General features: G+C 69.0%; 11 protein-coding genes and 1 riboswitch. Of the genes, 6 read left to right on the top strand and 5 right to left on the bottom strand.

Annotation, left to right across the window (positions count from 1 at the left end; all coding sequences use genetic code 11):
* Nucleotides 1–2 precede the first annotated feature (2 nt).
* The gene (locus ARTB_RS18530; RefSeq protein ID WP_243181817.1) at nucleotides 3–659 is read left to right on the top strand and encodes a hypothetical protein; all 657 of its coding nucleotides are present in this window, start codon (nucleotides 3–5) and stop codon (nucleotides 657–659) included.
* Nucleotides 660–730: 71 nt separating this feature from the next.
* Here ARTB_RS18530 and ARTB_RS18525 read toward each other — a convergent pair whose 3' ends face one another.
* The 5 genes from ARTB_RS18525 to ARTB_RS18505 all read right to left on the bottom strand — a co-directional run bounded on the left by ARTB_RS18525 (nucleotide 731) and on the right by ARTB_RS18505 (nucleotide 4,916).
* On the bottom strand, nucleotides 731–1,330 hold the full coding sequence (locus tag ARTB_RS18525; RefSeq protein ID WP_243181816.1) for a hypothetical protein: 600 nt from the start codon (nucleotides 1,328–1,330) through the stop codon (nucleotides 731–733).
* Between the two features lie 137 nt (nucleotides 1,331–1,467).
* Entirely contained in the window at nucleotides 1,468–1,995 is a 528-nt protein-coding gene (locus tag ARTB_RS18520) for a SixA phosphatase family protein (RefSeq protein ID WP_243181815.1), read from the bottom strand.
* 55 nt (nucleotides 1,996–2,050) lie between these two features.
* Nucleotides 2,051–2,254, bottom strand: coding sequence for a dodecin family protein (locus ARTB_RS18515; protein ID WP_018774263.1), 204 nt, complete (start codon nucleotides 2,252–2,254; stop codon nucleotides 2,051–2,053).
* 227 nt (nucleotides 2,255–2,481) lie between these two features.
* Nucleotides 2,482–3,345 carry a winged helix-turn-helix domain-containing protein gene (locus ARTB_RS18510; RefSeq protein WP_243181814.1) on the bottom strand — a complete coding sequence of 288 codons (864 nt, stop codon included), beginning with the start codon at nucleotides 3,343–3,345 and terminating at the stop codon, nucleotides 2,482–2,484.
* Between the two features lie 569 nt (nucleotides 3,346–3,914).
* Nucleotides 3,915–4,916 carry a hypothetical protein gene (locus tag ARTB_RS18505; RefSeq protein WP_243181813.1) on the bottom strand — a complete coding sequence of 334 codons (1,002 nt, stop codon included), beginning with the start codon at nucleotides 4,914–4,916 and terminating at the stop codon, nucleotides 3,915–3,917.
* A 240-nt stretch (nucleotides 4,917–5,156) separates the two neighbouring features.
* Here ARTB_RS18505 and ARTB_RS18500 point away from each other — a divergent pair, with 240 nt between their 5' ends.
* From ARTB_RS18500 to ARTB_RS18480, 5 genes are all read left to right on the top strand, one after another.
* Complete coding sequence (locus ARTB_RS18500; RefSeq protein WP_079551963.1) at nucleotides 5,157–5,897, top strand: response regulator transcription factor; 741 nt, start codon at nucleotides 5,157–5,159, stop codon at nucleotides 5,895–5,897.
* Nucleotides 5,898–5,918: 21 nt separating this feature from the next.
* The gene (locus tag ARTB_RS18495; protein ID WP_243181812.1) at nucleotides 5,919–7,529 is read left to right on the top strand and encodes a sensor histidine kinase; all 1,611 of its coding nucleotides are present in this window, start codon (nucleotides 5,919–5,921) and stop codon (nucleotides 7,527–7,529) included.
* Between the two features lie 184 nt (nucleotides 7,530–7,713).
* A riboswitch (cyclic di-AMP (ydaO/yuaA leader) is annotated at nucleotides 7,714–7,873 on the top strand.
* Complete coding sequence (locus ARTB_RS18490; protein ID WP_243181811.1) at nucleotides 7,873–8,712, top strand: hypothetical protein; 840 nt, start codon at nucleotides 7,873–7,875, stop codon at nucleotides 8,710–8,712. (Overlaps the previous riboswitch by 1 nt.)
* 159 nt (nucleotides 8,713–8,871) lie before the next feature.
* Nucleotides 8,872–10,302 carry a bifunctional glycosyltransferase family 2/GtrA family protein gene (locus ARTB_RS18485; protein ID WP_243181810.1) on the top strand — a complete coding sequence of 477 codons (1,431 nt, stop codon included), beginning with the start codon at nucleotides 8,872–8,874 and terminating at the stop codon, nucleotides 10,300–10,302.
* Nucleotides 10,299–12,377, top strand: a complete 2,079-nt coding sequence (locus tag ARTB_RS18480) for a glycosyltransferase family 39 protein (RefSeq protein WP_243181809.1) — start codon at nucleotides 10,299–10,301, stop codon at nucleotides 12,375–12,377. Before ARTB_RS18485 ends, ARTB_RS18480 begins: the two co-directional genes overlap by 4 nt.
* Nucleotides 12,378–12,492 lie beyond the last annotated feature (115 nt).

The following is a 12,492-nucleotide window of genomic DNA, read 5'->3' as shown; positions in this document are numbered from 1 at the left end:
ACATGGGTACCAACGGGAAAGTCGCCATCGGAGCGTTTCTCACTGCCCTGGCACTTCTGGTCCTGACCGGAATCACCCTGCAAGAGTGGGTGCTGGTGTGGTTCGTCGGGGCTGCCGCGACGGCATATGTGGCCTGCGTGGCGGAGGTGGTGGTCCGGCGCCGGCACAAGACTTTGGCCGCGAGCGGGGTCGGCAGCATCCTCTTCATCGCGTTCGGGGTCGCTTTCCTGCGTCAGTGGGGGCTGGCCTTCAACCCCGATCCCGACGCCCTGTCCACGCGCGTCGATTCTGAGCATCCGGATTTGTACTTCTATCTGGCCGTGGCCGCCGGAGCCGTCACCTTACTGTTGCTGTTTGCCGGCACCGTCCTGCCCGGCAGGAGCCACGGCCGGCGTTCCCCGGGCCGTGCTCCGCGACGCCGCCCGTCGCCCGCCGCGCGGGGAGCGGGGGCCAAGTCTGCGAATCCGAGGCCTTCCACACCGCGGCCGACGCCGAGAGGAACCGCCGCGCGTCCGGCGGCTCCGCGCGCGGCTTCTCCGCGGTCCACTGCCCGGCCCGCGGCCAAGTCACCGGCGAAGACACCGCTCAAGCCGGCAGCGAAGACACCGGCCAAGTCGCCTGCCCCCAAATCACCCGCCCGGGCCTCGGCCCGCCGCTGAGTCCCGCGCATCACCACCCGGCGAAACGTTCAGCACAGGATTTTTCGCCTGGGCCAGTTCAGGAGTCCAGCTCAGAGGTTTCGAGGCTTGTCTTCCCGTGGGGTGGCATCCGGGCCCGGGGCCGTGTCGGTCCGGGTTACGTCCTCGCGGCTGCGCTGGTCGGCTGACACTTGCTGGCCGGACGCTGGCTCGCCGGACGCTTGTTCGCCGGAAGACACTTGCTGGCCGGACGTTTGCTGGCCGGGGACGTGGCTGCCCGTTGCGGGCTCGGCGGCGGCCCTCTCGGCGCGCAAATCCCCGCGGGTCGGCATCTGCCCGCTTTCGCCGCCGCGTTCAGATGTGACTACGTCAGGGTCCACTTCGTCGGCTTTGCGCAGTTGCTCCTGCGCGCCGGAGCGGACGCTTTCGGCCTCTTCCTGGCGCTTGCGGGCTTCCTGCCGCAACCGCTCGGCCTCGAGGTCAGCCTCCTGCGCGTCGGCCTCGGCACGGGCCGCCTTGGCGTCGCGTTCCCGCGCAGCGAATTCGTCGGCCTTGGCCTGTTCACGCATCTCGGCCGCACGGTTCCGGTCCGCCGCCACCTTGCGTTTGCGGCTGACCATGACCGCCACCGCTACGATCGCGAGCACCACGACGATGCCGACAATAATTCCTATGAGCTGCCCTGAATCCACGTTGATCACCTTTTCTCCGGGTTGCAACAGATGCCCCAAAACCACTGGAAAAAACCACATGACTAAACAGCATCAGTAAACCGCAGATCGGCGCAGGTTGCTATGGATTCCGCAGCCCTCGCCGGGCGGACCTGCGGCTATTTGGCGCGGGGGACCTTGAAGTGGGTCAGCTTGGCGTCCTGCCCGTCCAGTTCGGCCCAGGACTTTTCCGTTTCCAGGACGGTCAGCCCGCTGGTCGGATAGCGCGTGGCGGCGTCCATGTAGGCATCGTGGTCGGAGTCGCGCGACGCCAGATGCATCGCAAGGTCCTGCACCCCGGGCATGTGGGAAATCACCATGAGGGTGGTGACGGTGTCAGGGACGTGGTTGATGACGGCCAGCATGCGCAAGGCGGAGGCGGCGTACAGCCCATCCTCGAGCTTGGGCGTCGGCGCCTTGTCTCCGAGGGCGTGGCACACCCACGTGCAGGTCTGGCGGGTCCGCAAAGCGCTGGAGCAGAGGATGAAATCAGGGACCACGCCGTGCTTGAGCAGCCACTTTCCGGCGACTGGGGCGTCCTTGTGGCCGCGTTCTTCGAGCGGCCTTTCGTGGTCGGCAACCCCGCCGGGCCAATCGGACTTGGCGTGCCGCATGATCACCAGCCGTTTGATGTGATGCGCGCTCATGCCCCAATCCTAGTGCGGCGGCTGGCCCACGGGCGCGCATCCCACCAGCGTCCGTTCAGTCTTCAAGGACAAAGGTCACTTCCAGCACGACGTGCCAGGCAACGACGGCACCGTCGCTGATTTCGACCTTCTGTTCCTTCACCCATGCCCCCGTGACATTGCGAAGGGTCTTATTGGCCCTGTCGATGCCCTCCTTGATGGCGGCATCGAACGAGGTCTTGGAGTTCGCGCTCAGGGTAGTAATCCGTGCAACAGACATGTCTTCCTCCCAATAGTCGGCTCAACGGTCCGAGACTACGCCGGACCCCCAAAAGGCAACAGAGTCTAACCGCGACCCACCAGCAGCGGCGGCAGAGGCCCGTCAGCCAGCCCACCCAATGCGCCCGTCGGGGAATGCGGCTGCCGGCGGAAAGCCACTGAAGCTTCCGGAAACGCGAAAGCGCCCGCTCCCTGGGCAGGGAACGGGCGCTTTGCGTGGGCTGGAAGCTAGATCGAGTATTCCGGAGCGGCCCAGACAACCACCTCGGGGTGCTCGTAGAACCGGTAGCCCTGGCCGCGCACGGTGCGCACGGTGTTGGCGAGGCGGCCGAGCTTGGAACGCAGGCGGCGGATGTGGACGTCGATGGTCCGCTCGTTCGGGACCTCTTCGGCGTTCCGCCACAGGCCTTCGAGGAGCTCGTCGCGGCCCACGGTGCGGGTGCCGTTCTCCACGAGGTAGTTCAGGAGTTCGAATTCCTTGAACGTGAGGTTCAGGGATTCGCCGTCGAGGTGCACCTCACGGCGGGCGAGGTCGATCAGCACCCCGGAAGGCCGCGGATCCTGCGGCTGCTGCAGGCGGGCGGTCTCGGTGCGCTGGCGGGCCCCCGCGGTGGGGTCACCGAAGGTCGAGCGGACGACGTCGAGGGCGGAACCCGGGGCACTGGCCGGCGCGACGGCGACGGCGGCATAGCTTTCGGCACCGGCCACGAGCGACTGTGCGTAGGCCCGGATTTCCTGGGCAAGCTTGGCGATGGATGTGCCGGCTGCAGCAGCGGTTTCCTCGTCGATGCCCATGTACAGCACGAAGCCGCGGGCGACGTTGTCGCTGGGGGCCGGACGGACCGGGCTGCCGGCACCCGGGGCGATCACCGGGGTGGGTGCCGTGGCGGGGGCGGGGGGGACGGCACGGAGCTGGCCGTAGGAGTCAGGGTTGTAGCCCTGCGCTGCATATCCGGGGGCGGGGAAGCTGCCCGCGGATCCGGCGGGGGCGAACGCGGAGCGCCCGCCAAAGCCCTGGCGGATCCCTGAGGCCTGGCCGGCCTTGCTGGCGTTACGGACGGAGATGTGGACGTATCCGGATGCAACTGACATGGAATGCTTACCTCAATGTGAATGGCCGTCATCGCGGCTCGAATGCTTCTTTCCCCGCAATGAAATTGGGGAGGGGCGCCCGACTCTGGGCTTGGGGGCGAATGCCTAGAAACCTTTAGGGGTGTAAAAGTTAGGCGTGCATTCGACAACAGCGCATCTCGGTACCAGCGGGTGTGCTGATCCAGGAAGCTGCGGCTGCAGGTGCTGTTGAGTTCTTGTTCACAATTGAAGTGTGCAACGTAACAATGTAAACGTGCAAGTAACAATGGACCCCAGGTTCCACATAGTGAGACAGATCGAGGATTTGTAGCGCAAGTCACAATTCTGTAGCGGCAATAAAATAACAAGTGTTTTACTGACCGGGAGGTCAGCAAGTGCGCTTCATCGAATATTATTCGGTCAACGTCGATGACCTCGGGTAAATCATTCACAGCACGGCAAGTTGGGCCAAACCGCGCCTGCCCACCGCTGCCTGCGAGGCGGTCCACGGAGTGGGCAGCCGGCATCGCCGCCCGCAAGGCACGGCGGCGATGCCGGCCAGCCACGGTGGCGACGCCGGCCGCGGCGGTTCAGTTCGACTGGCCGGTGGCTGTCGCCGCGACCAGCATGACGGAGGCCGCCGTGTAGCCGGAACCGTCCTTGGCCGCCACGATCCGCACCGTCCCGCCCGCGACGATGTCCGCGACGCTCAGCTGCGTGCCCGTGCCGCCGGCCTGCTGGCGCCGCTGTTGCAGATTACTCACCACCACGTCGCTGCCCAGCGCATAGCTGCGCGTGAAACCGTCGCTGCTCTTGACCGTCACGGAGGACGAGCTGACCTCGCTCACTGTGCCCAACTGCTCGGCCATCGTGGTGTATGCGCTTCCTTGCAGCACCACGTATTCGGCGTGCACTGCCGCGGAAAGCCCGCTGCCCATGCCACCGGCAGCGAAGTGGCCGGGACCGCCCTGCCCCGGCATGCCGCCGCCCGCGAAACCACCTTGCGCGGAACCGTCTTGTGCTGAACCTGGCACGCCTGGGGCGACACCCTGGCCGCCGGGTCCGCCGGCTGCCGCCCCGCCGGCCGCACCGGTGGCTGCCGTTGCGCTTGAGGTGAGGGCATAGACGCCGGCCCCGGCGCCGACGGCCAGGACTGCGGCGGCGCCGGCGACGGCGAGCCCCCGCTTGAGGGTCCAGGGCTTCGCCGCCGAGGCCGTCTTGGCGGAAGTTCCCGGCGCGCCCCAGCCTGTGGCTGCGGCGGGGACAGGTTCCTGCCGGGGCATGCCCCAGGCAGGTTCCGATGCCGGAACCTTCCAAACCGGAAGCGCGCCCCAGCCCCCGGCAGCGCCTGCTTCCGGCCGCCCGGCCTCGGCGTGCCCGCCGCCGGTGCGTCCGGCGTCAGCGTGTCCGGCATCGGCGTGCCCGGTTTGGACTGTTCCGCCGTCGGTGTGTCCGGCGCCGGACTGCCAGGCAGTACGGGGTGTGGTTACGGGCGCGGGCGCCGCTGGCGCGCCGGTGGTGGGCGTGGGGGCGGGTACAGGGGCTGACTCGGGGGCTGCTCCGGAACCGGCTCCGGGATGCTGACCGCTCATGGTATTTCTCCTTTAGGGTGCGGATCGGTGTTCACCCCAGCGTGGTGAGCGATCCTGTGCTTGGGCTGTGCGGGCCGACAGCCCGGCCTGTGACGTTGCCGGACGGGAAGGGCGGATTGAACATGGCCGTTGCGGCCCGTACGATCCCGCAACGGCATCCAGCTCGCTAGGCTGGGATTCACAGGTGCCGCACAGGGTCCCCAAAGCCCCGCCTAACCGGCAGATCGGAGAGTTGTCCCCATGGCCACTTCGCACTCCATGACCAACAACCTTCCCCAGCTCACGCATCCGGACGGCTCCCCCATCCGCGCCCTCGTGGTGGATGACGAGCCCAGCCTCTCCGAGCTCATGAGCATGGGGCTGCGGATGGCCGGCTGGTCCGTGGCCGTGGCCGAGGACGGGCCCGGAGCCGTCCGGCTCGCCAAGGAGTTCCGCCCCGACGTGCTGGTGCTGGACGTGATGTTGCCCGGGTTCGACGGCGTCGAACTGCTGAACAGGATCCGCGCGTTCGCGCCTGAGGTGCCGGCGCTGTTCCTCACCGCCAAGGATGCCGTTCAGGACCGCATCACCGGACTGGCGGCCGGCGGCGATGACTACGTCACCAAGCCGTTCAGCATGGAAGAGGTGCTGCTGCGCCTGCACCGGCTGGTCCAGCGCTCCGGAGTGGCCGCGATGGACACCGCCGAACTGGTGGTGGGAGACCTCGTGCTCAACGTCGACACCCGCGAAGTCACCCGGGCCGGTGAGGAAATGCACCTGACCGCCACGCAGTTCGAGCTGCTGCGCTACCTCATGGAAAACCCGAAACGGGTCATCAGCAAGGCCCAGATCCTGGACCGTGTCTGGGACTACGACTTCGGCGGCCAGGCGAACATCGTGGAACTGTACATTTCCTACCTCCGCAAGAAGGTCGACGCCAACCACGCTCCCATGATCCACACGGTGCGCGGAGCCGGGTACGTCCTGAAACCGGCGGACTGATCCGTGCCCTCACTTTCCGGCATGACCCGCGTCCCCGGACGCGACTGGCGCAACCCGTCGACGTGGCATTTGCGCACCCGGCTGGTCCTGGTCGCCATGGCGCTGCTCGTGGCCATCTGCGGCGCTGTGGGCTTGTTCAGCTACGCCTCCATGGACCTCTTCCTCACCCGGCAGCTCGACACCCAGCTGGACCAGGCCTCCCACCGTTCGAGCGAGTTCGGCCGGCCCTCCTCGGACGATTCGGGCAGGCGCCCCGACCCCCTCGAAGCCCGGGGACAGGGCGTCGGGACGCTTAACGCACGGATAGTCGACGGCGAAGTCAGCAGGGCCGGATTCCTGGCCGGGGACGGCGCGGTCAAGAGCCTCTCCCCCTCCGACAACAAGGTTCTCCTGGCCCTGACCCCGAGCGGCGTGTCCGTGGACCGCAGCCTTTCGGCCGGCGCCTACCGGCTCACGGCCGCGCGTACACCGTACGGCGACGTGATTGTGACCGGACTCCCGCTGGCTGAAAAACAAAACACCTTGGCCTCCCTGGTCTGGACCATGGTGGTGGTGTCCGCAGGCGGGCTCGTGCTGATCGGGCTCGCCGGCACGGCCCTGATCCGGCGGACCATGAAGCCGCTGGAACAGCTCTCCGAGGTCGCCACCAACGTCTCCCGTCTCCCGCTGGACGCCGGCGAGGTGGCGCTCGGGGTCCGCGTCCCGACGTCGGCTGCCCATCCCGGAACGGAAGTGGGCAGCGTGGGCTACGCGCTGAACAAGATGCTGGACAACGTCTCCAACGCTCTCGAGGCGCGGCAGGAGAGTGAGATGAAGGTCCGGCAGTTCGTCGCCGACGCCTCGCACGAGCTCCGCACCCCGCTGACGGCCATCCGCGGCTACACGGAGCTGATGCGGATGACCGAGCATTTCACCCCCGACGGCGAGAGGTCCCTCGCCCGTGTGCAAAGCCAGTCCGAGCGGATGACCACGCTCGTGGAGGACCTGCTGCTGCTGGCGCGCCTGGACGAGGGGCAGCCGCTCAAAATCTCCGACGTCGACCTCACCCAGCTGGCCATCGAGACGGTCAGCGATGAGAAAGTCATGGCCCCGGACCGCATCTGGCAGCTGGAACTTCCGGACGAGCCCGTGGTGGTGCGCGGTGATGCGACCCAGCTTCACCAGGTCCTCGCCAACCTGCTGTCCAATGCGCGCAAGCACACGGAACCCGGGACCAAGGTGGTCACGGGCGTTATGCGCTCGGCTGACGGCAGTGCCGTGGTCACCGTGACAGACAACGGCAGCGGCATCGCCCCGGAATTTATCGGCCGGGTCTTCGCCCGTTTCGCCCGGGCCGACGCCTCGCGCACCAATCCGGCGTCGAACCCCGCAGCCGTCCCCGCCGATTCTGCCGTCGCGACGGCGAGGGTCGGGTCCGGGGCTCCCGCACGCTCGTCCTCCGGCGCCGTTTCCGGCAGCCGCGGAGGTCACGGCACGGCGACCGCCGCGCCGACGTCCGAGGGCACCAGCGGGTTGGGCCTGTCCATTGTCCAGTCGATCGTGGAGGCCCACGGAGGAACAGTCGAGGTCACGTCCCGGCCGGGCCGCACGGAGTTCGCCGTGCGGCTGCCCGCCGCGCCGCCGCCGGCTTAACCGGAACGGCCGCCGTCGGCGCAAACGGCCCGGACCGGCCGGCCCGTGAACCCGGCGCAACCCGACACCCCGGCACTGTGACTCCTGTTACCAAAATGTGACTTAAGCGGCCAGGTCCTGTAGCGTCGTTAGCGTGCGCCGCCATCGGTGCCGCATATCCGGACGGACGCCAAACTCTGCCGCTTCCCGGATTCCGCTGGACCAGGCAGAGGCGGGGGACCCAGAGTTCCCGGGCATTCTGCTTTCATGCGCCCTCGGGGTGAAGCCGACACGTGATGTTCCGTGCGGCCGGATGACCTCATCCGAACCCGACAGCTAACTCCGCCGGCGTTGAGAGGCCACCATGACTGAATTCCAGGTACAAACACGCCCTGACGGCGGTTCGCATTCCCGCTCAGTTGGCGCAGCCAAGTCGCGCCACCGCGCCGAACCGGTCAAGCAGGCATCCGCCCTGTCGCGGTTCGCCGCCGGGCTCGGTGTAACCGGCCGCCGTGCCGCCGTCGTCACCGCCGCGTGCGCACTGCTGCTGGGTGGCGGCGCCGCCAGCCAGGCGGCAGAGCCGGGCGCCCACACGGCGAATGTTGCGAGCCAGGCGGCCACGATCGCCGACCCGCTGGCCAAGCTCAACTTCGAGCGGGTCCAGGTGGCTGGGCCGGGCGCTCCAGCGGAAAAGAACGTGGCTCCCCAGATCTCGGAGGTTAAGGCAGCCGAAGCGCTGATCCCTGCCCCAGCTGCTGCCGCGCCGGCAGCAGCGGCAGCCCCCGCACCTGCTCCGGTTCCCGCGGCAGCCCCCGCTCCCGCTCCGGTTCCCGCGGCAGCTCCCGCTCGCGCTCCGGCACCGGCAGCCGCTCCGGCCCCCGCACCGGTCGCAATCGACGACCCCGCCGGCGCGCAGGCCTACGCCGCGTCCCAGCTGGGAAGCTATGGCTGGGCACCTGGCCAGATGCAGTGCCTGCACAAGCTGTGGACCAAGGAATCCGACTGGAAGACCACCGCCACGAACGCCAGCAGCGGCGCCTACGGCGTGGTCCAGTCCCTGCCCGCCTCGAAGATGGCGAGCGCCGGCGCCGATTACATGACCAACTACCGGACCCAGATCAACTGGGGCCTGAACTACGTCAAGTCGCGCTACGGCTCCCCCTGCGGCGCCCTGAACTTCCACTACGCACACAACTGGTACTAAACCGGCCCTAACCAGCCCGGACAGGAGGCCCCGGATCCACGTGGATCCGGGGCCTCCTTGCGTCTCCACTGCGGGACCGGCCCGGGCGGGCCAGACTTCCACAGCCCCCGCACAGCTTGACCCTAAAGCCTTCATATGGGCCGCCGGGAAAGTTGAGCCATGACATTCACAGACCAGGCCACAGGAACCCTGCCCCGCTCCACGGCGACGCCGGCCGGCCCGGCGGCCCCCGAGGCACCCTCGGGGCTTGCGCTGGCCGGCGCACCCGTCCCGGGCCCGATCGCCGGGGCGCTGACCGGCCCCGGCGGCCGGCGCACGGCCATTGATACGCGCGCCAGCACGCCCCTGCTGGACGTCACCATCCCGGTCTTCAACGAGGAACGGGACCTCGAGGCCTGCCTGCGCCGGCTCCACGCGTACCTGCTCGGCGCCTTCCCGCATTCCTTCCGGATCACCGTGGCGGACAACGCCAGCACCGACGAAACGCTCAAGGCCGCGGAACGGGTAGCCCGCGAGCTGCGCGAAGTGACGGTGGTCCATATGGCAGAAAAGGGCCGCGGAAACGCGCTTCGCAAGGTGTGGCTGGCCTCGCCGTCACCGGTCCTGGCGTACATGGATGTGGATCTCTCCACTGATCTGGCGGCCCTCGGCCCGCTCCTTGCCCCGCTCATTTCCGGGCACTCCGACCTGGCGATCGGGACGCGGCTGACCCGCAACTCCCGCGTGGTCCGCGGACCCAAACGGGAATTCATCTCGCGCAGCTACAACTTCCTGCTCCAGGCCCTCATGGGCGCCCACTTCAGTGACGCGCAGTGCGGCTTCAAGGCGATCCGGGCGGACGTGGCCCGGCAACTGCTTCCGCACACGCTGGACAACGCCTGGTTCTTCGACACCGAGCTGCTGGTCCTGGCAGAAAAGTGCGGCCTGCGCGTCCACGAAGTCCCAGTGGACTGGACCGACGACCCGGATTCCAGCGTGGACATCGTCCAGACGGCCCTCGCGGACTTGCGCGGCATGGCACGGTTGAGCCGGGACCTGGTCTCGGGCCGGATCCCGGTTCCCGACCTGCGCGCGGCCCTCGCCCGCGGACCGCTGCCGGCCGCCTCCCGGGCCCAGGAACAAAGCCCCGGCGGAAGCCTCTTCGGACAGCTCGTCCGCTTCGGCAGCATCGGGGTGGCCTCCACCCTGGCCTACCTGGCGATCTTCCTGCTCTGCCGCGGGTTCATGGACCCGCAGCTGGCAAACTTCCTCGCGTTGCTCACCACCGCCGTGGCCAACACTGCGGCCAACCGGCGCTTCACGTTCGGCATCCAGGGCAGCAGCCAGGCGGCTCGCCACCATTTCGAGGGGTTGCTGGTCTTCGGCATCGGGCTGGCCCTGACCTCGGGCGCACTCGCCGTCGTTCACGCCGCGTCGGGAGCGGCACCGGACCGCTGGCTTGAACTGCTCACGGTCACCGCCGCCAACCTGGCCGCCACGGCCGTCAAGTTCCTGCTCTTCCGGCTGGTGGTTTTCCGCCACAGGCCCGCCGCTGCCGTTCCGGCGCCCCCGACCCTTCCCTCCCCCGCACAGAAAAGGCCAAGTAAATGACGGCAACCATCAGCCCCACCGCCGGAGCCCAGGGCGGTTCCCCGGCCGGCAGGCCGCCGGCCGCCGAGGAACAGCCACACCCGGTTCCCGGAGACGGCGGGACGGCCCCCCATCTGCCCGCGTCCCCGGCGCCGGCCACACAAGGCCGCTGGGACCGGCTGCTGTTCGGACCGCAGCCCCGCTGGGTGCGGCCTTCGGCAGGGCTGCTCCTGGTGGTCACCGCGGCGTTGTACCTGTGGAATCTGGAGGCCACCGGCTACGCCAACTCGTTCTATGCCGCGGCGATCCAGGCCGGGACCAAGGACTGGACCGCGCTGCTCTTCGGCTCCCTCGACGCCGGCAATGCCATCACGGTGGACAAGCCCCCGGCCGCACTCTGGATCCCCGCCCTCGCGGGACGGATCTTTGGTTTCTCGGCCCTGAGCATGCTCATTCCCCAGGCGCTCATGGGAGTGGCCGCCGTCGGGCTTCTCTACCTGACCATCAAGCGGGTGTCCGGGCCGGCCGCGGGCCTGCTCGCCGGCGGCGCCCTGGCACTGACCCCGGTGGCCGCCCTCATGTTCCGGTTCAACAACCCGGACGCGATGCTCACCCTGTGCCTGGTACTGGCGGCCTACCTCACCACCCGCGCCATCGAGAAGGCCGGCTGGAAGTGGCTCGCCGCGGCCGGCGCGGTCATCGGCCTGGCCTTCCTGAGCAAGATGCTGCAGGGCTTCCTGATCGTTCCCGGGCTGGCCCTGGCCTACCTGTGGGCGGCGCCCGCCACCCTCGGCCGCCGGCTCCTGCACCTGCTGGCCGCCGCCGCCGGGATCGCCGTCGTGGCCGGAAGCTACGTTGTCCTGTTCCAGCTGACCCCGGCCTCGGTCCGGCCGTACATGGCAGGGTCGGAGACCAACAGCTTCCTGGAACTCACGTTCGGCTACAACGGCCTGGGCCGGATCACCGGGTCAGGCGGGGGCATGCCCGCCGGAGGAAACCTGGGAGGCAACGCCGGCGGCCCGGGAGGCACCGGAAACGTCGGCTTCGGCGGCGCGGCCGGGATCACCCGGATGTTCGGGACGAGCTTCGGCGGCGAGGTGTCCTGGCTGCTGCCGGCGGCCCTGATCCTGCTGGCCGCCGGGCTGTGGTTCACCCGGCGCGAAGCCAGGACCTCGAAAACCCGGGCGGCGCTCCTGCTGTGGGGCGGCTGGCTGGTCATCACGGCCGGAATCTTCAGCTTCATGAGCGGCACCGTGCATCCGTACTACGCCGTGGCGCTGGCCCCCGCCATCGCGGCGCTGGCCGGCATCGGTTCCCTGGAACTGTGGCGGGGCCGGACCTACTGGGCCGCCCGGGTTGTCCTGGCCGTGACGGTGCTGGCCACCTCAGTCTGGTCCGCCGTGCTCTTGGGCCGCGACCCGTCCTGGCTTCCCGGGCTCCGGGTGATCGTGGTGGTCCTGGGCGTCCTCGCCGCCGCGGCCCTGCTCCTGCTCCTGCGGGCGGACGGCATGGCGGCTCTCCCGGCGCGGTTCCGCAAGGCCGCCACGGCCGGCGTCGTGATCCTCTGCCTGCTTGCCGGCGGGCTCGGAAGCACCGCGTGGACACTGGCGACCGTCGCCCAGCCGCATTCCGGTTCGATCCCCACGTCGGGCCCCACCGCGTCCGCGATGGGCGGCGGCTTCGGGGCAGCAGGCAGGACCGGCAGTGACGGAACCGGCACTGACGGCGCGGGCAGTGCCGGCATGGGCGGCGGCCCCGGCGGGGAAACGTCCTCGGCGGAGTTGACCGCGCTGCTGAAGTCCTCCGGCGCCAAGTGGTCCGCGATTGTCTCCGGCGCCACCCAGGCCGCGAGCCTGGAACTCGCCACCGGCACCAGCGTGATAGCCCTCGGCGGCTGGAACGGCGGCGACCCCTACCCGACGCTCGCACAGTTCCAGGCGATGGTGGACGGCGGCGAGATCGGCTACTTCATTTCCGGCGGCATGGGCGGCATGGGCGGGGGCCGCGGCGGCAACTCCGAGGTCGCCACCTGGGTCGCGGCCAACTACCAGGCCCAGACCGTGGGCAACGCCACCGTCTACAAGCTGGGCGCGTAGACCGCCATGACTGACACCTTGAGCCCCCGCCCCGACACGGCGCCGGCCCGCATGCCGGGGCGGCCGCGGCCGCAAGCCTGTCTCTTATACACATCTCCGAGCCCACGAGACCATT

The sequence above is a fragment of the Arthrobacter humicola genome, assembly GCF_022803015.1.
In the GTDB taxonomy this organism is placed as follows: domain Bacteria; phylum Actinomycetota; class Actinomycetes; order Actinomycetales; family Micrococcaceae; genus Arthrobacter; species Arthrobacter humicola_A.
This window is presented reverse-complemented; position numbering and strand designations above follow the sequence as displayed.

Coding starts and splice junctions, on each gene's coding strand:
- ARTB_RS18495 (WP_243181812.1), top strand. CDS start 5,919: ATGACCCGCGTCCCCGGACGCGACTGGCGCAACCCGTCGACGTGGCAT.
- ARTB_RS18510 (WP_243181814.1), bottom strand. CDS start 3,345: ATGTCAGTTGCATCCGGATACGTCCACATCTCCGTCCGTAACGCCAGC.
- ARTB_RS18480 (WP_243181809.1), top strand. CDS start 10,299: ATGACGGCAACCATCAGCCCCACCGCCGGAGCCCAGGGCGGTTCCCCG.
- ARTB_RS18505 (WP_243181813.1), bottom strand. CDS start 4,916: ATGAGCGGTCAGCATCCCGGAGCCGGTTCCGGAGCAGCCCCCGAGTCA.
- ARTB_RS18500 (WP_079551963.1), top strand. CDS start 5,157: ATGGCCACTTCGCACTCCATGACCAACAACCTTCCCCAGCTCACGCAT.
- ARTB_RS18520 (WP_243181815.1), bottom strand. CDS start 1,995: ATGAGCGCGCATCACATCAAACGGCTGGTGATCATGCGGCACGCCAAG.
- ARTB_RS18485 (WP_243181810.1), top strand. CDS start 8,872: ATGACATTCACAGACCAGGCCACAGGAACCCTGCCCCGCTCCACGGCG.
- ARTB_RS18530 (WP_243181817.1), top strand. CDS start 3: ATGGGTACCAACGGGAAAGTCGCCATCGGAGCGTTTCTCACTGCCCTG.
- ARTB_RS18490 (WP_243181811.1), top strand. CDS start 7,873: ATGACTGAATTCCAGGTACAAACACGCCCTGACGGCGGTTCGCATTCC.
- ARTB_RS18515 (WP_018774263.1), bottom strand. CDS start 2,254: ATGTCTGTTGCACGGATTACTACCCTGAGCGCGAACTCCAAGACCTCG.